Here is an 18,861-nt window from a genome sequence, read left to right on the forward strand (position 1 = left end):
CCTCAAATTAACCCAAATCATGCCAATGGCTGAAGCGTGCTTCAGCGCTGGGGTATTGTAAATACATTTTGAGGGCTTTGGCATACAGATCTGCATGTCCGAGGCAATCACTAACAATTATTTTGGCCTGAGTTGTCCACGCGGCAACTGCATAGCGCTGATCAGTACGGCCGAAAGGGACTTGGGTGCTTAAGATAACAACACAGCCTTGTGCGTAAAATTCATCGAAAAGTGCTATTAACTCGGCATTCACAGCTAAATTACCCGTTCCAAAACCTTGCAAAATGAGGAAATGTGGCGGTGCGGAGAGTAGATTTCTCAAGTTCTGGATTTGCTGCACCAAGGCAACAGGTTGCATCATCAGATTGAGGCAATTGAACTGGTGGGATCGTTCTACATCACCTGTTTGTACTATGTGCGTTTTTAAGCTGTGTGGAATCGGCTGTTCAGCCATGACACCTGTAAAAGCATCCAGTTCTGTAGTATGTCGTTTTAGCGCAGTCTGCGCATGCAATACCTGTTGATGAAAAGCCAGATACACTCCGACAGGATGTTTCATCACCGCATCTAAGGCAAAATTCAAATTACTGATCGCATCGCTAAATTCACGCGTATCTGTGCCTTGTACATTAAGCAATGGATATTGGCTACCTGTGAAAACCACGCGTGCGGAGTCTGCAATAAAGTGTGCAGCGACAGCACTGGCATAGCTTAAGGTATCTGTGCCATGAATCACGACAAAATGCTGGAATTGTTGCAGTTGCAATTGTTGAATCTGCTGAATTAGCAATAACCAGTCTGCAGCCGTACAGGCGCTACTGTCTTTAATGACAGGTGCAATAAAACATTCAATGTCGAGATGAATCGGCAAGACATGTGTGAGCTTGGGAATAAAGTCTTCGGCAGGCATTGGTTGTAAGGGTTCGCCAATACAGCCAAAGGTTCCACCCATATAGATAAGCGCAATTTTTTTCATTATAAAAAAAGCAGTCGGTGATGACTGCTTTAGTTTAAAACGAAATGGCTTAGGATGCTATGCGGCTCAGTAACTGTTCTACTTGCTGACGTTGTTCCGTAGAGTAATTTGGTTCTTGTTCAACCAAAATTTCACGTGCAGCTTCGAAAGCGCCAAGTTGAATGTATTGCTCAGCCAATTCAAGGTTTAAGTGTATTTCATTGACTTCGTTCAGTTGAGGGAAAGACTGCACCAGAGGATCGCTTTGATCTGTCGTATTGGCAGGTGCAGTAGACTCTAGACTAAAACTGAGGCTTGGGGTAACAACTGCTGGTGTTTCTTCTACTATCGCTTCACTTGGACTAACCGTATCAAAAGAAAAAGCAGGGATATCTTTTGCAGCTTCGGCTGTGGATTCGCTTGAAAAATCAAATGTAAATTCAGGACGCTCATCTACGGCAGGCGGCGAAATTTCTGCTTCTGGCGTTGTTGTCGGCGCTGTGTCGAGATTGAATGAAAAATCTAAAGGTTGGATGTCGGCTGCAGCAGTTTCTGCTGGTTGAGCCGGCGTGCTTTCTAAAGAGAGTGAACCGAAATCGAGCGGTTTAAGTTCTTCAGCAGGTTTGGCTGGTTCTGCCGTTGGCGTATTTAAACTAGAAATATCAAAATCTAAGCTTTGAACTTCGATGCTCGGTTCAGGTTGAGCTGTTGTTGTGGTGGTAAATGCTGAGGTATCAAAATCAAGCGGTTTAATGTCTTGAACCGGTTCAACAACAGAAGCCTGCACAGGAGCGGGCGCAGGATTATTTGATGACATCAGGGCATCAAAGTCCGCAGTATTGGTTGCTTCTACAGGTTTTGGTGCAGATGGCGTAATTTCAGTTGGTTTAAACTCAATCGTGTCACGGCTATTTTGATGTAATTGATCGTAATCCGATTTTTTGGCTTCTGCTTGCGCCAAAATATCATCCAGTTCTAAAGAACGTAAATGATTCAGCAATTGGCTAATGGCAAACTCATCTTTTTGGAGCAAGTGAATATCGAGCAGCAGTAAATATAATTCGTGTTGTGAATTGTCTTTATTTAGGGCTTGGTTGATTTGTGCTTCAGCTGAGAAGAAATTGCGGTCGCGAATTTGACCTTCAATTTTATTACGTAGATCTGTGGCGAGTGGTGTCGTGGCTTTTTTAGCAACAACATCTTCAACGACTTGAGTTTGTTGCGGGGATTTTTTAGACGAACTGGTTTTTTTGGCTTTGTTTTTTGCAGCAACCGCTTTTTGAGTTTTTGGTTCTGCTTCTTTACTCGCCTCACGCTTTTTTAAGACTATGGCAACAACCAATAGTAAGATAAATGGAATCACATAAATAAGCATGTTTTACCCCTTTTGAACTTGTCTTTGTGCAAGTTCATCCAAAATCAAATAATCAAAATAACACTTTAGTGTGTTGGCTTTTTCTCAGTTTGTTGTGCTTTCAATTGTTGTTGCAATTGTGCAAGACGAGCGTTTAGTAATTGAATTCTCTGATCTTTCTGATTAAGTGCCACTTCTAATTGTGTTACGTTTCTCTGTAATTTAACGGTTTTTTCACGGGATGTCATAACTTTTAATGACAACTCGTTTGATGTTTGATTCTTTTCTGTCGACTTCTTGGCAGAACCGTGGCTTGAATCTTGCTCTTTCTCTGCAACCAAACTCATCTCGGCTTGATTGAGGCGGTATTTCGCCTTGCCAGATTGCTGTGAGCTCTGTTTTGGAAGTGATGAAACGGAGACTTTTTGCTCTGATTTGGTTGTTTGTAGGCCTGTTAAGTTGAGGTTGGCACCACGACGTAAGCGGTTTACGTCACCTTGAATAAAGGCATGTTCATTCTTGGCTTTAATTTGTTGCATGACTTCACCGACAGGACGGTTTTCTTCAGCAGCAATACGCGATGCAATGCCCCAGAGAGATTCATTTGACCGAACTACATGGGCACTTTGAGGTGCGGCTTGGCGTGCAGTAGTTGCAGGGGCAGCAGGTGTTGTTTTTGCTGTCGATGGACTAGGTTGAGGGCTGGCCTGTGCTGAAATTGGCGCATCTGATTTTTGAACTGAATCGGCATACTTTTGCACTAACGGATCTGCCGATTTTTTCGCTTGCGTAATCGGTTCAACACGTGGAGTTGATGTTTGAGCAGCTGCTGCAATTTGTGTAGACGCTACTGAAATAACTTGCGTTGGCGCTGTAATAGCGGTCGCACTCATGCTTGGTGGGGTATGGTTATTGAGTTTGAGTGGTGTCGTGTTTGTCGTCGGCGCAGCTGTTGTTTTTAAGCTATTGAATTGTGTGCTGACAGGTAAGTTCAGCGCAATATCTTTTTCGTTGACAATCACCACCGGTTTTAAGGCTTTTTCATTATTATTCGTACGGGCTTGAAGTGCTGCCGAGCGTTTATTGGCTGTTTTAATATGTTGTAGCCGTGCCGCATTGCCTTCTTTGATTTTGACGACAATGTTCAGTTCCGCTTCAGTTAAAGGGCGTGAAGAAGTAATCGTAATCACACCTGTACTGGCGCTGGTACGACGGGTAAAAAAGTTCAGATTACTGGGCGGCTGATGCATGACACCAAGAGACATTAAATCTTCTGCGCTGGCTAGACTGGCTTGAATGGGAGCATTCGGATCGGCATCGTGAAAGTTCAATTCTGCATATAACAGTTCCCCAGGTGCAGATTGAATTTGAATAGGATCGACAATGATCGCATTCACATTTTGCGAAGCAATAATGGCTAAAATGGCTATCTTTAATTTGTTATTTACGGTCATCTTAATCTTTAGCTCGGTCACAGATCGCAAAGCGAAAATTATAGATTAGCGAGTTGTGTGTTATTTGTAAAACGTTAACATCAGGGTTACAAAAAAAAGCCGATCAAGTGTGATCGGCTTAATACTTTAGCGGGTAAATGCTTAAGTATTTTTGTAATCAATCAGGATACGGAGCATGCGACGTAAGGGTTCCGCAGCACCCCAAAGCAATTGATCACCGACAGTGAAAGCACCTAAGTACTCTTTGCCCATATTCAATTTGCGTAGACGACCAACAGGAACTGTTAATGTGCCTGTTACAGCCACAGGTGTTAAGTCAGTCATAGACGCTTCACGGGTATTTGGAACCACTTTTGCCCATTGGTTTGCGCTACGTAACATATCTTCGATTTCATCGAGAGGCACGTCTTTCTTCAGCTTTAATGTTAAAGCTTGAGAGTGACAACGCATCGCACCAATACGCACACAATGACCGTCAATCGGAACGATTTGCTGGTTGCCCAAGATTTTGTTGGTTTCAACTTGACCTTTCCATTCTTCTTTCGACTGACCGCTGTCTAATTGTTTGTCGATATAAGGAATGAGTGAGCCTGCTAAAGGCACGCCAAAGTTTGCTGAAGGGAAACCTTCGCCACGTTGTAATTCCGCAATTTTAGAGTCGATATCTAGAATTGGAGAGCGTGGGTCATCTAATAAATCTTTGGTGTTGTTGTACAAATAGCCCATACCAGAGATCAGTTCACGCATATTTTGCGCACCAGCACCCGATGCTGCTTGATAAGTCATCGAGGTTGCCCATTCCACTAAATTGTTTTGGAATAAACCACCTAAGCCCATCAGCATCAGTGAAACTGTACAGTTACCGCCAACAAATGTTTTAGTGCCATTCACTAAACCATCTTTAATCACGTTCATGTTGACAGGGTCAAGCACGATGATAGCTTCATCTTCCATACGAAGTGTAGATGCCGCATCAATCCAATAGCCTGTCCAGTTTTCTGCTTTGAGCTTCGGGAAAACTTCTGAGGTATAGTCGCCACCTTGGCAGGTAATAATGACATCCATTTGCTTCAGACGGTTAATGTCTGATGCATCCATAAGTGCTGGGGCAGTTTTACCGCCAAACGCAGGCGCTTCACCGCCTGCATTACTGGTAGAGAAATAAAATGGCTCAAAATGAGCAAAATCATTCTCTTCAACCATACGTTGCATAAGGACGGAACCAACCATCCCGCGCCAACCGACCAGACCTACTTTCATGTCACTTTGCCTCGGTGCGTTAAAAATTAAAAGGGGATTCGAGTGTATCAAAAGAGCGCTTAACTGCAAGCACTACACAATGAAAACAGCAATTATATTGTGCAATATATCTTGTTTATGTTACATGCAAAATTGATATTAATTTATGAATCTACAAAAAATTAAGAATATAAGAGTGGGTATCTATGATCTGGGTTGAGTTGCTGGCATGTGTTGTGATTTGGTTAAGCTTCTGGTCTCTGATTCCACGAGATGAATGGTGGTTTCGAGGCGCAGATTTTCCACGCTTACAGATTTTGGCATTGGGATTGATTGCATTTATCTTAATGTTGCTTTGGGATGCGCCTTGGGATTGGGTGCGTGAAGTCATTTTGCTGGGGTTAATTGCGGCAGTGGCATACCAACTCAAAATGGTGTTGCCTTATACCTTTGTATGGAAAAAGCAGGTTAAAACCGTTGCCAAAACAGAGTTACAGCCAGAACGCCAGATTTCTTTAATTGTGTCGAATGTACTAACGCCCAATACTCAATACCACTTATTGCTGCAACAGACTCGTCAGCATCAACCGGACTTGATTTTGACTTTAGAGTCGGATGCACATTGGGAACAAGCCTTAAGTGTATTAGAAGATGACTATCCCTATCGGGTTGCAGTGCCTTTGGATAATCTGTATGGCATGCACTTGTATAGTCGTTTAGCGCTTAAAGATATTGAAGTTAAGTTTATTTTGAGCGATGAAATTCCTTCGATTCATGCCACAGTCATCTTAAGGTCAGGACAACCAGTGCAACTGTACTGCTTACACCCGAAACCGCCAAGTCCGACCGAAGCCAAAGACTCTACTTTACGTGATGCTGAATTATTGATAGTTGGGGATCAGATTAAAGATTTGGATGAGAGTTGTATTGTGATGGGGGATTTGAATGACGTGGCGTGGTCGCGCACGACACGACTTTTTCAACGGATCAGTGGGCTGCTAGACCCTCGCGTCGGACGACATTTTGTTAACACTTTTCATGCCGACTATCCTTTGCTGCGCTGGTCACTGGATCATGTTTTTCACAGTACGGATTTTGCCTTAGTGCAGATGCAACGTTTAGCACATATTGGTTCAGATCATTTCCCTGTATATGTGGTGCTTCAAACCGGTCGGGTATTTGAGCAAGTACAAGAAGAACTGGAACAAACCGAAGCCGATGAGCAAGAAGCGCAGGAGGCGATTGAAGATGGAATTGAGAAAGCGGAACGAGAAGGTAAGCAGGTTACAGATAAAATTGCCAAAGATTACCAGTAAACATACGGGCGCGCGGATTTCATCACTGTAGGATATGGCTTACAGGGATTTGGGAATCTGACGAATGGTTAGTCATTTGGTATCCCCGTATTCTAGTCTCATCAGCAGATGGAGCGGGAATGGATCATCCCAGTATGGAAGTTGAAGCTGATGGAAATCATCATGGATATGATGTGGGTATGGAATGCCACCGAATAAAACAAGAATAACGTTGAAAGCACAACCTCATGTACCCGAGTTTTGCAGGACGCAGAACTCGGGTTCTACTTTTTAAGCAGCCCTTTTTGTTAAGAATAAATCTTGTCATAGCCTGCAGGGCGAGTTTTAAAGCGACGGTGGAACCACATATATTGAGTCGGAGCAATACGGAGTTGATTTTCAATAATTTGATTCACTCGTGTCGCATCATCGACTTCATCTTCACTGGGTAAGTTTTCCACAGCAGGTTCAATCAACACTTTGTATTGTGGGTTTTTAATATCCCCATCACGATAAAAATACAGAGGAATGGCCGCAGCCTTGGTCATTTTCAATAAACGACGGTGTGCTGTAACGGTCGCTGCGGGAACGCCAAAAAATGGCGCCATAACACCTTGTTTTAAACCAAAGTCTTGATCTGGACTATACCAAATGGCATGGCCATTTTTTAAGTTACGGACTAAACCACGCATGTCATCATGATCAATTTGATGTGCATAAATGGTGGCACGGCAGCGGTAGATGAGCATATCCAGCAGTGGATTATTTTGCGGGCGATACACCACATCTGGTTCAAAATACTGTGCGCATAGATAACCACCCGCATCGAGCAAAGTAGAGTGGGTTCCTAAAAGCAGTGCGCCTTTACCTTCTGCTTGTGCTTTTTGAATATGTTCTAAACCTTCAATACTGACACGGCCAGTAAACCACTTTGGGCTATACCACGCATTCAGCGTTTCAAATACGCCCAGCATTTGATCGACAAAAACTAAACGGGCATTTTCAAGGACTTCTTGGGCCGACCATTCAGGGAAACACACCTCCAGATTACGAACGGTGGTTTTACGTCGTGACTTCAGATATTTAAAGCTGAGGTTGCCTAAGAGGGTTGCCAGTCGGTGTTGAATTGCCCATGGGAGAATCGCCAATATCATGAGAAAGACGATACCGATCCAAACACCCCAATATTTAGGTTGTAGGAAAGACCACTGAAATTCACCGGGTTGATAGTCTGGCTTCGAACTCATAAATTGCGATAAAGGCTGAAAAAAGAATATTTCGAGTTTAGCATGAAGCAAGAATGAAGATGCAATCTTCGCCATGAAGCTGTTGTACAGGACCTTCTCATATCAAGTTGTGATGGTTTTTATGAGGTGGGTGAAACTGTATTCATGCTCAGTGGAGAACATGGTCTAAACATCTCGCAACATTTGTTTTGTTTTAATTTGGGTGAAATTCACAATACTAAGAAGAAAGATAAGAATAGGAAGATAAAAATGCTAAAAAACATCAGCAGTTGCGGTGTGCTATTTATTGCTTTAACGGGCTGTGTCTATAGTCCATATGATGATTATAATCATTATTATCATGGGTTTGGTTGGACAGGGTATGCACCCTTTCCACTAGAAGACCATCGTCCACCACCTAATGGTCATGGCGGTGGACATCCAGGGGGGCAACATCCTGATCATATCCATCCAGGAGGAGGGCAGCCTGGTGGAGGTGGGTTGAATCCAGGAGGTAGTCATTCAGGTGGTGGTGGAATTCATCCTGGCGGACATCCAGGTGGAGGTGCTGGCATACATCCTGGCGGTGGTGGGCATCGTCAGCCGCGTTAAATATAAAAAAACTCCACATTGTGCGGAGTTTTTTTATGGAGCTTACGAAAAATTATTTGGTTAAATTTTCCAGTTCTTCCCAACGTTCCAGTTTTTCCAGCAATAGCTCATCAATTTCAGTCAAACGATTCGACAACGTCATCGCCTTGTCTGCATCTGAAATAAATAGTGAACCATCTGCAAGTAAGGCATTGATTTCCGCTTGCTCTTTTTCCAGTGCTTCCATTTCGGCAGGCAGTTGTTCAAGCGCACGTTGATCTTTATAGCTGAGTTTGACTTTTTTAGCAGGTGCTGCGTTCGCTTCAGCTTTCGCCGCTGCTTTTTTCACAGCACTTTTTTGATCAACCGCAGTTTGGTCTGGTCGCTGTTGTAAGTAATCTTGGTAACCACCGATGTATTCATCGATATTGCCTTTACCATCGAACACCCAAGTTGAGGTTACCACGTTATCCATAAAGGCACGGTCATGCGAAATAAGCAGTAAAGTGCCTTTGTAGTCGGACAACATTTCTTCTAGCAGCTCTAGTGTCACCATATCCAAGTCATTGGTGGGTTCGTCCATCACGATTAAGTTAGATGCCTTAAGTAGTAACTTGGCTAAAAGAATACGGTTACGCTCACCGCCTGAAAGAGCTTTGACTGGTGTACGCGCACGTTCTGGTGAGAACAAGAAATCTTGCAAATAGCTGTAAATGTGACGACGGTTACCATTCACATCGACATGGTCTGAACCTTCTGACACGTTATCTTTGACTGATTTTTCAAGGTCGAGAGCATTACGTAATTGGTCGAAGTAAGCCACTTCCAATTGCGTACCTGTTTTCACCGTACCCGTATGTTCTTGTTCGCCTAAAATGGCTTTAATGAGGGTGGTTTTACCGACACCGTTGTCACCAACAAGACCAATACGGTCACCACGTAACACCAATGCGGAGAAGTCTTTGATGATTGGTGCACCATGACCAAAGCGAACACTTAAGTTTTCAATTTCAAAGACCACTTTACCTGAACGGCTCGCATCTTGCGTTGCCATGCTGACTTTGCCTTGTTGTGAACGGCGTGCTTTCGATTGTTCACGTAATTCTTTTAGGGCACGAACACGACCTTCGTTACGGGTACGACGGGCTTTAATGCCTTGGCGAATCCATACTTCTTCTTCAGCCAAGCGTTTGTCAAACAGTGCATTCTGCTTCTCTTCCGCTTCCATTTGCTGTGCTTTCAGCTCAAGGTAACGTGAGTAGTTACCTTCATAGCTGCGCAGGGTGCCGCGGTCGAGTTCAACAATACGAGTTGCAATACTGTCTACAAATGAACGGTCATGCGAGATGAACAGTAAAGTTAAATTATTTTGATCAAGTAAAAACTTCTCGAGCCATTCAATACTTTCAACGTCCAAATGGTTGGTTGGTTCGTCCAGTAATAGCACATCGGGTTGGGTAAGGAGCGCGCGGGCAAGCAGCACACGACGCTTACGACCACCTGATAAATCGGCCAAATCGGCATCTGGGTCTAGGCCCATTTTACTTAAAATAGAATTGACTTTGGTTTCTAAAGCCCAGCCATCCAACTGATCTAGTTTGTGTTGTAGGTTACCCATGCGGTCACATGCTTCCATGTCTCCAAGTACACAAGCATCACTGGCTTCATGATAGGCTCTGAGCACATCTGCGGCTTCACCTGCACCGTCTGCCACAATATCTGCCACTTTGCCCGAGTCCATCGGCACGTCTTGCGCCAACATTGAAATGGTAATGCCATTTTGCAGAGAAACTTCGCCAGAATCGGGTAATAAACTTCCCTCGATCAGTTTAAGTAAAGTAGACTTACCTTCACCATTACGACCAATTAAACACACTCGTTCACCGCGCTCTAATGAAAAGTTCGCGCCGTCGAGCAAGGCAGGTCCACCAAACGCAAGTTGGACATCCCTTAAAGTAATATAGGCCATAATGTTTCCTGAAAAATCTCAAATGAGGACTTGAAGTGTCTAAACAACAAAATATTGATAATCAAGCGCCATTGTCCGCACCCATTGAAGATTTGCAAGTCCGAATTGCATTTTTAGATGATTTAGTTGAACAACTCAATGAACAATTGGTGATTCAAGGACTGGAAATTGCTGATTTAAAAAAACAAATGCAAATTTTGTATCAACGTGTTGAATCTTCAGATTTGTCCGATGGAATTGCGACATTTGACCCAATAGCTGATCGTCCGCCACATTATTAAGTTTATTTGCTGTCTGGGGCTAAAAAAAAGCTGTGATGTGGGTTGTGGATATTACTGGGTCTTGTCTCTTTTTTTGTTTTACCCAACTTAAAGCCCAATTTGACTGGCGAAATCATTTGACCTTTGATGCAGTTCCTACTCTAATACTCGCTTTCTGGTGCGTCCCATAAAAACTGTCCTATGACTCAAAAAGTTGTTCTTCTTGACCTTGAAAATAATGTTCCAACTGCCAAATTGTTGCGCGAGATTGTGGAGCATTATCCGACTTTGTATTTGTTTCATTGCCAAGGTCAATTTGAGTATGCATTGCAAGATTTAACGGAACTGGCTGCTTGGATCAGCAGTGGTCAAGTGGTAATTTTAGACACGCCCAAAGCCGAGCAAAAAGAGTTCGAATATGCCGTGGTGGTCGGGCAGTTAATGGCTTTACTTGAGCCAGAGACGCAGGTTGAAATTATCTCTGCGGTCAATACAGCAGAAATACTTTTGGACTTAATGCAATCTTCGGATATTCAGAGCAATTTGATCCTCATTCAGTCTGAAGCTGTACCGAGTCAACGTCATCTTCCCAGTTTAGACCGTATCAAAAATCAGCCTTATTTAAAAATGGTCAAAAAATATTGCGATGCTTTGGGGAAAATGTCAGGTAAGCCGAGCACATTGGACGGTCTAAAAAATTCAATAAGTAATATTTTGCAACTCGTACCTGAAAAGACGCAGCGGGTGGTGGGGATGTTGATTAATCTCAAAATCATCAAACGCTATGATGAGCAAATTCGCTTTCGTAAAAAAGTGTTGAAGCAGTGGTTGGCACTGAATTTAGATGAACAAGACCCAATTACACAGCCGCAAAGCATGCAGCAAGCGCTACAGCAACTGCAACAAGACAGTATGGTAGGTGTGCTTGAACCAACTGTAGATACGCAGTCCGCGCAACAAGAGTTGTTTAAAAACTTTGCACAGATTGACCCTGTACAGCTTGAGGTCGCACGAAAACTACGCGAGTTAAAAACTAATAAACCCAAAGATATCTATGCACTCCGTGATTTGCTTGAGCAAATGTTTCCGAAGTCAGATGTGCGTATGTTGCTGAAAGAGTTACTCGATAAAGGCTATATTTACTGGAATGGACATGAAGTTCTATATAGTCATGAAATGTTCTTAAATTAATTTTATCGTTCAAACTTGCGTTTTATATTGTGCTTATGCAACTCTAATAAAGGAATAAAAAGGTTGTGCTATGGAAAATACTGGAATTTGGGTTGTCGGATTTATCATCTTATTCATCCTCGGCTCGATTTTTGGACTTCGTGTAAGTCCAAGAGAGAAAGCTTTGGGTGAAATGCGTGATAAAGCGCGCAAGATGGGTTTACACCCACGTTTAGTCGCAGCACCTGACTGGACGAAAATACCAATGGCTTCGGAAAACCGTGCCAGCATGGTGGCGTACTACAGTGTCCTGATTCCAGAAGCACGCCTACCTTTAATGCGCGCTCGCGTTGTTGATCAGCAGCTTGAGCTCATTACAGGTGATGACAAGTTTAAACATTTACCCATTGAATTAAAGGGTATTTATGCTATTGATATGCAAGCAAACTGCGTGGGACTCTATTGGGATGAGCATTCTGACTTAAGAGCAACCCAGTTAGATGCCATGAAAGCATATTTACAGTCTTTGGCTGAACTTTAATTTTACAGACCCATTGAAACAGGATTAACGGTTAATATGGCGAAAGCTCCTCGGTCCACATCCAAAAGTACTACAGCAGATTCTCCTGAGGCTGGGAAAAAGCGTGCTTTAGTGATTGTGGAGTCGCCTGCAAAAGCGAAAACAATCAATAAATATTTAGGCTCGAATTACATTGTGAAGTCGTCTGTGGGTCACGTGCGTGATTTACCTACAGGTGGTTCCAGTAAGACTGCAGAAAAGAAGCCAGCAACACGAACCAAACTGACCGATGCTCAGAAAGCTGAAAAAGCACAAAATGCATTGGTCAATCGTATGGGTGTTGATCCTGAGCATGACTGGAAAGCACATTATGAAGTGCTTCCAGGCAAAGAGCATGTGGTTGCTGAACTGAAAAAGCTTGCTTCGCAAGTTGACGAGGTCTATCTCGCAACGGACTTGGACCGTGAAGGAGAAGCGATTGCTTGGCATTTAAAAGAAGTGATTGGTGGCGATGACTCACGTTATCAACGTGTGGTATTCAACGAAATTACCAAAAATGCCATTCAAGATGCATTTAAGCATCCAGCACGCCTTGATATCGATAAAGTTAATGCGCAACAAGCACGCCGCTTTTTAGACCGTGTTGTCGGCTTTATGATTTCGCCCTTACTTTGGGAAAAAATTGCCCGTGGCTTATCGGCAGGGCGTGTTCAGTCTGTCGCAGTTAAACTGGTGGTTGAGCGTGAGCGTGAAATTCGTGCGTTTATTCCCGAAGAATACTGGCAAGTTTTTGCAGACACTAAGTCACAGACTGATGAGATTCGTTTAGAAGCCGTCAAACAAGCAGGTAAAGCCTTAAAGCTACGCAATAAAGCCGATACCGATGCTTTATTGAAGCTCATTAAAGACGCAGATTACAAAGTTTCAGCACGTGAAGATAAACCAACCAAGGTGAATCCGAGCGCGCCGTATATCACATCGACTTTACAACAAGCAGCCAGTACACGTTTGGGTTTCTCTGTGAAGAAAACCATGATGTTGGCGCAGCGTTTGTATGAAGCGGGTTTTATTACCTATATGCGTACCGACTCGACCTTTTTGAGTGACGATGCGGTGAATATGGTACGTCATCATATTGAGACCGAGTTTGGTGCGAAATATCTGCCTGCTAAGCCGAACCGCTATGGTAACAAAGCGGGTGCACAAGAAGCCCACGAAGCGATTCGTCCATCGAATGTGGCGTTAAAAGGCGACAGCTTGGTGGGTGTGGAACGTGATGCACAGCGTTTGTATGATTTGATTTGGCGTCAGTTCGTCGCGTGTCAAATGACACCAGCAGAATACTTGTCATCGACTATTTTAGTGGATGCCAACGGTGTTGAGCTTAAAGCCAAAGGTCGTACCTTAGTCTTTGACGGTTTCACTAAAGTCCGTGGTCAAAACAAGTCGGACGATGATGTGTTATTGCCTGCGGTGAAAGTCGGTGAAATCCTGAAGCTTGAAAAATTAGATCCATCGCAACACTTTACCAAGCCACCTGCACGTTTTACTGAAGCGTCATTGGTGAAAGAGCTTGAGAAAAAGGGCATTGGTCGACCATCGACCTATGCGGCGATTATCTCGACCATTCAAGACCGTGGTTATGTCAAACTGGAAAACCGTCGTCTATTTGCTGAAAAAATGGGTGAGATTGTTACTGATCGTTTAGATGAAAGTTTCAATAACCTCATGAACTATGACTTTACCGCGGACTTAGAAGGTCAGCTCGATAAAGTGGCTGATGGCGAACGCAACTGGAAGGAGTTGCTCGACAGCTTCTACGGCGACTTTAAAAAACGTCTGACCAATGCGCAAGGTGAAGGCGGTATGCGCCGCAATCAACCTGTAGAGGTGGAAGCGGTTCACTGTAAAGAATGTGACCGTCCAATGCAGATTCGTACGGGAACCACAGGTGTCTTCTTAGGGTGCTCTGGCTATAACTTACCGCCGAAAGAGCGTTGTAAAGGCACGTTGAACTTAACGCCAGTTGAATCACTTGCTGCACTTTCTGATGATGACGCAGCAGAAACAGCAGATTTGATGTCGAAAAAACGCTGTCCAATCTGTGAAACTGCGATGGACAGTTATGTGATCGATGGTGGTCGTAAGCTACATGTCTGTGGTAATAACCCAGACTGTGCAGGTTTTGAACTTGAAGAAGGTGAGTTCAAAATCAAAGGTTATGATGGCCCAACCATTCCATGTGATAAGTGCGATGGGGAAATGCAGCTGAAGACGGGTCGTTTTGGACCTTATTTTGCTTGCTCAAGCTGTGATAACACACGTAAAGTCTTAAAAAGTGGTCAGCCTGCACCTCCGCGTGTAGACCCGATTAAGATGGAACATTTACGTTCAACTAAGCATGATGACTTTTTTGTATTACGTGATGGGGCAGCAGGTTTATTCTTGGCGGCAAGTAAGTTCCCGAAAGTACGTGAAACACGTGCACCTAAAGTTTCGGAACTTCGTAGTGTTGCCGATCAGCTTGATCCGAAGTATCAGTTTATTTTGCAAGCACCTGATGTTGACCCAGAAGGGAATCCAACTTTGGTGAAATTTAGCCGTAAGAATCAAGCGCAATATATTGGTTCTGAAACGCCTGAAGGTAAGCAAACCAAATGGTCATTGGTGTTCAATGATGGAAAGTGGGTTGAAGCTTAAGTTTTAATTGCTTAGAAATAATCAAGAAATGCTCACTTTGGTGGGCATTTTTTATATGATGCACATCTATAAATAAAAAAAGATTCTGGTTAATGTATGATTCCTATTCGCTCTGTTGTTGTATCCGCAGTTTTACTGTCAAAAATTGAGAGTGAAATTAAACTGTTATTGATGAAGCGTATTAAAGGTGATTATTGGTGCCATGTCGCAGGAAAGGTTGAAGAAAATGAGACCGCCAGCCAAGCGATACTTCGCGAAATCAAAGAAGAAACAGCCATTCAGCCTCAACGTTTATTTAGTGCAGATTACATCGAGCAGTTTTATGAGCCAAGCTTGAATGTGATTGAAATGATTCTCGCATTTGTTGGCTTCTGTGCTGAAAACCAATCTGTTCTATTGAATCATGAGCATACTGAATATCGGTGGTGCAGCTTATCTGAAGCTAAAACTTTGGCTGTATTTTCAAATCAAAGAAAATTATACGACTTTATTTGGGAAAACTTTGTATTACAACAACCTATAATACATTTAGAAATTACGTAATGTGCTGATCATTGTGATAAAAAATTATTAAAAATTGGGGATCAAAGATGTGGAAAAAACTTCGTATTTTAATCTTGCTGCTGATTTTATTGGTGGTCGCTGTGAATGCTTACAGGGATCAGAACCAAGATTGGAGTAAGCCCATTATTGTATTACTGCATCCAGTTAATGCAGATGGGCAAGGTACAACTCAGCAATATATACAGCAATTGACGCCTGCGAACTTAAAAGGGGTACAAGATTATTTAGAGCAGATGTCTGCGACATATCGCGGTCAACCGATTGCGATTTACTTCCAACTTGGGCGCGAACTCAAACAGCTACCGCCTAAAGTGCCTGAGCAGGCAAGTTTATTGGATACGGTCTTGTGGAGTTTAAAGTTCCGTTATTATGCATGGAAAAACCATCAAGGTTCAGATGGTGCACCAACTGTTACTTTGTATTTGAACTATTATGACCCAGCACTGACTAAAGAGCTGAAACACTCGACAGCTTTGCAAAAAGGTCGCATCGGTTCGGTGAATTTATTTGCATCTAACAAGCAAACCGAGCAAAACAAAGTCGTGCTTGCACATGAGCTTTTACATGCCTTTGGTGCCAGTGATAAATACGACTTAGCCACAGGACAGCCGATGTATCCTGCGGGTTATGCTTATCCAAATCAACAACCGCTGTTCCCTCAAACCAAAGCTGAATTAATGGCTGGGCACATTCCAACCTCACAAACACAGAGTAAAATGCCTGAATCGATTGATGAAACATTGGTGAATGAGATCACTGCGATTGAAATTGGGTGGAAAAAGTAACTGTGGATAATGCTGTGTTTATCCACAGCATGGATTGATTGTGTGGATAAACTCAAGCCTACAAGTTCGCTGCAAAACATGTTAAAACTAAGTGAACGAAAATCAAACTTGAGAAGAAGATGAAAACAGTTGGTAATGATTTAGTTCGCCATCAACTCCATGAAAATCGTAAATGGTATTTGGGTTTAGGGATTTTATTGGTGTTGTTTGGTTTCGTTCTTTTGGCCGCTTTGCCTTTTGCCACCTTATCTGTGGTGTTTATCTTTGGCGTGCTCATGATGATAGGTGGTGTTCTACACTTCATCGCCGCTTTTAAGATTTTTGAGGGTGGCTTCCGCTGGCTATGGGCTTTGTTTGGTGTGTTGTATTTGGTTGCGGGCTATTATGCATTTAGCACACCTGTGAAAACAGCCATTGTCTTGACCAGTGTTTTAGCGGTTTTCTTGATTATTGCTGGGGTCATTCGTATCTTTAATGCAATCTTATTTCGAGCATTCCAAGGTTGGGGCTGGACACTTTTCTCTGGTGTTTTAACTCTGCTGGCAGGCATTATGATTTTAACTACACCAGATGCTCCATTTTGGGTGTTGGGCTTATTCCTTGCTTTTGATATTTTATTCCAAGGGATTAATTATCTGACTCTGGCGGCAGCCATTAAGCAGATTCCACCAGCAAGCCAATCTGAATAAAGCATGATTAAAAAATAAAAGGGAGCCTCATGCAGGCTCCCTTTTTTTTGTGCGGTTTATATCATGTGCAAAGCTGAATGGCAGGCTTACGGATTGACGGCATATTGACTTGAAATCGCAATACGATTCCACGTGTTAATCACAATCGCGATCCATTCAATAGCAGCAACTTCTGCATCGGATAAACTTTTTACTGCTTCTTGATATGCCGAGTCGGGGAAATGTTGCTGGGCAATGAGTGTAATTTCTTCAATTAAAATCAGCGCAGCACGTTCTTTTTCGGAAAAATATCCACTTTCTTGCCATGCACTGATGAGGGCAATCCGTTCCATTGATTCACCAGCTTTTATGGCATCTTGGGTATGCATACGTACACAGAACGCACATTGGTTAATCTGTGAGGCTCTCAGTTTCAGCAAGTGTGAAAATCCAATCTCAAGACCTGCTTGTTGGATTTTTTGCATGGATAAGTTTTCGAGTTCTAACACTGTTTTATACAGTTCAGGTGCGGCTTTTCCCAAATTGATACGTTGCATACATCACCTATTTTTTAAAGAGCGTTGAGTGTTTAATGATGATTTTATCGGCTAATTGATTCGCACTTTGTTTAATTTATGCATTAAAACCAAATGAACTATGGTGGTCGTTTTGGTGACGCGTACAATAAAACTCTTCTCTGTTTAGAATTAAAAAATCATTGAGTCTATTTTAACTTTATCGAGATGTATCAAGGACAATGAAAAGAGAAAAATGCGGGCGGGAAATTTATAAATCGTGTTATTAATAAATTAAATTTTCTAAAAATGATGGATGATGAAAACTTTTATTTTAGCGCCTGATTCTTTTAAAGAAAGTATGACAGCAGAACAGGCCTGTGTGGCGATGCAGCGCGGGATTCAAAATATAATCCCTGATGCTGTATGTATACATGTACCCATGGCCGATGGCGGCGAAGGCACAGTCGATGCTTTATTAGCATCTTTAGCAGGCCAAAAAGTCGAATGTGAGCTGACAGGGCCATTGCCATCACAACGAGTTAAAACGTATTGGGGCTTATTTGATGGAGGGCAAACGGCTGTTATTGAAATGGCAAAAGCCAATGGTATTCATCTACTTGAGCCCGCACAGCGAAACCCACTCCTGACCACAACTTTGGGAACGGGGCAAATGATTCGACATGCCTTGGACGCAGGTGTGTCCAAAATTATTTTGGCACTTGGAGGCAGTGTTACCAATGATGCAGGCAGTGGCATGGCACAAGCACTTGGAATAAGGTTTTTAGATGCACAAGGGCGGGAAGTGCCCGTTGGTGGTGGCCATTTACAAGATATTGAACAGATCGATATGCAGGCTTTAGATCCGCGCTTGCAACGAGTACAAGTTTTGATTGCCTCCGATGTCACTAATCCGCTGTGTGGAGCACAGGGTGCGTCGCATGTGTTTGGCCCGCAAAAAGGGGCGAGCGCAGAGATGGTTGAGCAGTTGGATCAAAACTTGAGTCACTTTGCGGATGTGGTGGAAACACAGCTTAATCTACAGGTACGTAATATTGCGGGGGCAGGCGCCGCAGGAGGGCTAGGTTTTGGTCTAATGGCCTTTACAGGCGCTCAGCTTCAGTCTGGCGCGAAGTGGGTGATTGAGCAAACTCAACTGGCGGAGAAAATAAAGCAAGCCGATTATGTCTTTACTGGTGAAGGAAGTATTGACTTCCAAACCAAGTTTGGCAAAACGCCGTGGGCAGTGGCTCAGTTAGCCAAGCAGTTGAATAAACCAGTGATTGCTTTTGCTGGACGTGTCGGAGAGGATGTTGAGGCATTATTTGATGAAGGGTTTAGTCAAATTGTTTCGATCAATGAACCTGACTGTGATTTAGCAACAGCATTGAAAAACGCAGAGCAGAATTTGCAAAACAGCTGTGAGGACATCACTCGACTTTTGCTTTTAAATCATACTGAGCAAGCTTAATTTTAAATTTTTGAGGCAGCAAGCGGTTCGAGCATAAGGTCTTAGCCCCAGATTTGAAGGTGTATTTTAGATAGAAATGGATAATCGTTGCTGCAGCCTCATATTGATGTCATAGATTTGTTAGA

At 43.1% G+C, this 18,861-nt stretch carries 17 protein-coding genes; 10 read left to right on the forward strand and 7 right to left on the reverse strand.

Annotated features, from left to right (window positions below; all coding sequences use genetic code 11):
- Positions 1-7: 7 nt before the first annotated feature.
- The 4 genes from PTT44_RS03180 to asd all read right to left on the reverse strand — a co-directional run bounded on the left by PTT44_RS03180 (position 8) and on the right by asd (position 5,023).
- Positions 8-976 carry an asparaginase gene (locus tag PTT44_RS03180; protein ID WP_168158012.1) on the reverse strand — a complete coding sequence of 323 codons (969 nt, stop codon included), beginning with the start codon at positions 974-976 and terminating at the stop codon, positions 8-10.
- 49 nt (positions 977-1,025) lie between these two features.
- Entirely contained in the window at positions 1,026-2,330 is a 1,305-nt protein-coding gene (locus PTT44_RS03185) for a hypothetical protein (RefSeq protein ID WP_168158011.1), read from the reverse strand.
- 65 nt (positions 2,331-2,395) lie between these two features.
- Positions 2,396-3,763 (reverse strand): type IV pilus assembly protein FimV, encoded by a 1,368-nt coding sequence (locus tag PTT44_RS03190; protein WP_168158010.1) that lies wholly within the window; start codon positions 3,761-3,763, stop codon positions 2,396-2,398.
- Between the two features lie 141 nt (positions 3,764-3,904).
- Positions 3,905-5,023: an aspartate-semialdehyde dehydrogenase gene (gene asd, locus PTT44_RS03195; RefSeq protein ID WP_168158009.1), complete on the reverse strand. Its 1,119-nt coding sequence runs from the start codon at positions 5,021-5,023 to the stop codon at positions 3,905-3,907.
- Positions 5,024-5,208: 185 nt separating this feature from the next.
- On the opposite strand from asd, the gene PTT44_RS03200 reads away from it, so the two are divergent.
- Positions 5,209-6,318, forward strand: coding sequence for an endonuclease/exonuclease/phosphatase family protein (locus tag PTT44_RS03200; protein WP_168158008.1), 1,110 nt, complete (start codon positions 5,209-5,211; stop codon positions 6,316-6,318).
- Positions 6,319-6,605: 287 nt separating this feature from the next.
- Here the strand turns inward: PTT44_RS03200 and PTT44_RS03205 are convergent, their stop codons facing one another.
- The gene (locus PTT44_RS03205; RefSeq protein ID WP_087011581.1) at positions 6,606-7,544 is read right to left on the reverse strand and encodes an LpxL/LpxP family acyltransferase; all 939 of its coding nucleotides are present in this window, start codon (positions 7,542-7,544) and stop codon (positions 6,606-6,608) included.
- 249 nt (positions 7,545-7,793) lie between these two features.
- Here PTT44_RS03205 and PTT44_RS03210 point away from each other — a divergent pair, with 249 nt between their 5' ends.
- Positions 7,794-8,135, forward strand: a complete 342-nt coding sequence (locus tag PTT44_RS03210; RefSeq protein WP_168158007.1) for a hypothetical protein — start codon at positions 7,794-7,796, stop codon at positions 8,133-8,135.
- 52 nt (positions 8,136-8,187) lie between these two features.
- On the opposite strand, the gene PTT44_RS03215 is transcribed toward PTT44_RS03210, so the two are convergent.
- Positions 8,188-10,083 carry an ATP-binding cassette domain-containing protein gene (locus PTT44_RS03215; RefSeq protein WP_168158006.1) on the reverse strand — a complete coding sequence of 632 codons (1,896 nt, stop codon included), beginning with the start codon at positions 10,081-10,083 and terminating at the stop codon, positions 8,188-8,190.
- A 35-nt stretch (positions 10,084-10,118) separates the two neighbouring features.
- Between PTT44_RS03215 and PTT44_RS03220 the strand changes: the two genes are divergently transcribed.
- The 7 genes from PTT44_RS03220 (at position 10,119) to PTT44_RS03250 (ending at position 16,771) form a co-directional block, all read left to right on the forward strand.
- Positions 10,119-10,364: a SlyX family protein gene (locus PTT44_RS03220; protein ID WP_168158005.1), complete on the forward strand. Its 246-nt coding sequence runs from the start codon at positions 10,119-10,121 to the stop codon at positions 10,362-10,364.
- A gap of 180 nt (positions 10,365-10,544) precedes the next feature.
- Complete coding sequence (locus PTT44_RS03225) at positions 10,545-11,534, forward strand: hypothetical protein (RefSeq protein ID WP_168158004.1); 990 nt, start codon at positions 10,545-10,547, stop codon at positions 11,532-11,534.
- Positions 11,535-11,604: 70 nt separating this feature from the next.
- Positions 11,605-12,054, forward strand: a complete 450-nt coding sequence (locus tag PTT44_RS03230; protein WP_004692510.1) for an ammonium transporter — start codon at positions 11,605-11,607, stop codon at positions 12,052-12,054.
- Between the two features lie 36 nt (positions 12,055-12,090).
- The gene (topA, locus tag PTT44_RS03235; protein WP_078389556.1) at positions 12,091-14,733 is read left to right on the forward strand and encodes a type I DNA topoisomerase; all 2,643 of its coding nucleotides are present in this window, start codon (positions 12,091-12,093) and stop codon (positions 14,731-14,733) included.
- 96 nt (positions 14,734-14,829) lie between these two features.
- Positions 14,830-15,276, forward strand: coding sequence for an NUDIX hydrolase (locus PTT44_RS03240; RefSeq protein WP_168158003.1), 447 nt, complete (start codon positions 14,830-14,832; stop codon positions 15,274-15,276).
- A 47-nt stretch (positions 15,277-15,323) separates the two neighbouring features.
- Complete coding sequence (locus PTT44_RS03245; RefSeq protein ID WP_168158002.1) at positions 15,324-16,082, forward strand: hypothetical protein; 759 nt, start codon at positions 15,324-15,326, stop codon at positions 16,080-16,082.
- A 119-nt stretch (positions 16,083-16,201) separates the two neighbouring features.
- Positions 16,202-16,771, forward strand: a complete 570-nt coding sequence (locus tag PTT44_RS03250; RefSeq protein WP_004692502.1) for an HdeD family acid-resistance protein — start codon at positions 16,202-16,204, stop codon at positions 16,769-16,771.
- A gap of 86 nt (positions 16,772-16,857) precedes the next feature.
- Here the strand turns inward: PTT44_RS03250 and PTT44_RS03255 are convergent, their stop codons facing one another.
- Positions 16,858-17,307 carry a carboxymuconolactone decarboxylase family protein gene (locus PTT44_RS03255; protein WP_168158001.1) on the reverse strand — a complete coding sequence of 150 codons (450 nt, stop codon included), beginning with the start codon at positions 17,305-17,307 and terminating at the stop codon, positions 16,858-16,860.
- A gap of 274 nt (positions 17,308-17,581) precedes the next feature.
- Here PTT44_RS03255 and PTT44_RS03260 point away from each other — a divergent pair, with 274 nt between their 5' ends.
- Positions 17,582-18,736 (forward strand): glycerate kinase, encoded by a 1,155-nt coding sequence (locus PTT44_RS03260; protein WP_171527497.1) that lies wholly within the window; start codon positions 17,582-17,584, stop codon positions 18,734-18,736.
- Positions 18,737-18,861 lie beyond the last annotated feature (125 nt).

Source organism: Acinetobacter sp. Gutcm_16, assembly GCF_028649355.1.
In the GTDB taxonomy this organism is placed as follows: Bacteria; Pseudomonadota; Gammaproteobacteria; order Pseudomonadales; family Moraxellaceae; genus Acinetobacter; species Acinetobacter johnsonii.

Bases quoted from the DNA above. Each gene is read 5' to 3' on its own strand.
- PTT44_RS03180 (WP_168158012.1), bottom strand. From the start codon at position 976: ATGAAAAAAATTGCGCTTATCTATATGGGTGGAACCTTTGGCTGTATT.
- PTT44_RS03185 (WP_168158011.1), bottom strand. From the start codon at position 2,330: ATGCTTATTTATGTGATTCCATTTATCTTACTATTGGTTGTTGCCATA.
- PTT44_RS03190 (WP_168158010.1), bottom strand. From the start codon at position 3,763: ATGACCGTAAATAACAAATTAAAGATAGCCATTTTAGCCATTATTGCT.
- asd (WP_168158009.1), bottom strand. From the start codon at position 5,023: ATGAAAGTAGGTCTGGTCGGTTGGCGCGGGATGGTTGGTTCCGTCCTT.
- PTT44_RS03200 (WP_168158008.1), top strand. From the start codon at position 5,209: ATGATCTGGGTTGAGTTGCTGGCATGTGTTGTGATTTGGTTAAGCTTC.
- PTT44_RS03205 (WP_087011581.1), bottom strand. From the start codon at position 7,544: ATGAGTTCGAAGCCAGACTATCAACCCGGTGAATTTCAGTGGTCTTTC.
- PTT44_RS03210 (WP_168158007.1), top strand. From the start codon at position 7,794: ATGCTAAAAAACATCAGCAGTTGCGGTGTGCTATTTATTGCTTTAACG.
- PTT44_RS03215 (WP_168158006.1), bottom strand. From the start codon at position 10,083: ATGGCCTATATTACTTTAAGGGATGTCCAACTTGCGTTTGGTGGACCT.
- PTT44_RS03225 (WP_168158004.1), top strand. From the start codon at position 10,545: ATGACTCAAAAAGTTGTTCTTCTTGACCTTGAAAATAATGTTCCAACT.
- PTT44_RS03230 (WP_004692510.1), top strand. From the start codon at position 11,605: ATGGAAAATACTGGAATTTGGGTTGTCGGATTTATCATCTTATTCATC.
- topA (WP_078389556.1), top strand. From the start codon at position 12,091: ATGGCGAAAGCTCCTCGGTCCACATCCAAAAGTACTACAGCAGATTCT.
- PTT44_RS03240 (WP_168158003.1), top strand. From the start codon at position 14,830: ATGATTCCTATTCGCTCTGTTGTTGTATCCGCAGTTTTACTGTCAAAA.
- PTT44_RS03245 (WP_168158002.1), top strand. From the start codon at position 15,324: ATGTGGAAAAAACTTCGTATTTTAATCTTGCTGCTGATTTTATTGGTG.
- PTT44_RS03250 (WP_004692502.1), top strand. From the start codon at position 16,202: ATGAAAACAGTTGGTAATGATTTAGTTCGCCATCAACTCCATGAAAAT.
- PTT44_RS03255 (WP_168158001.1), bottom strand. From the start codon at position 17,307: ATGCAACGTATCAATTTGGGAAAAGCCGCACCTGAACTGTATAAAACA.
- PTT44_RS03260 (WP_171527497.1), top strand. From the start codon at position 17,582: ATGATGAAAACTTTTATTTTAGCGCCTGATTCTTTTAAAGAAAGTATG.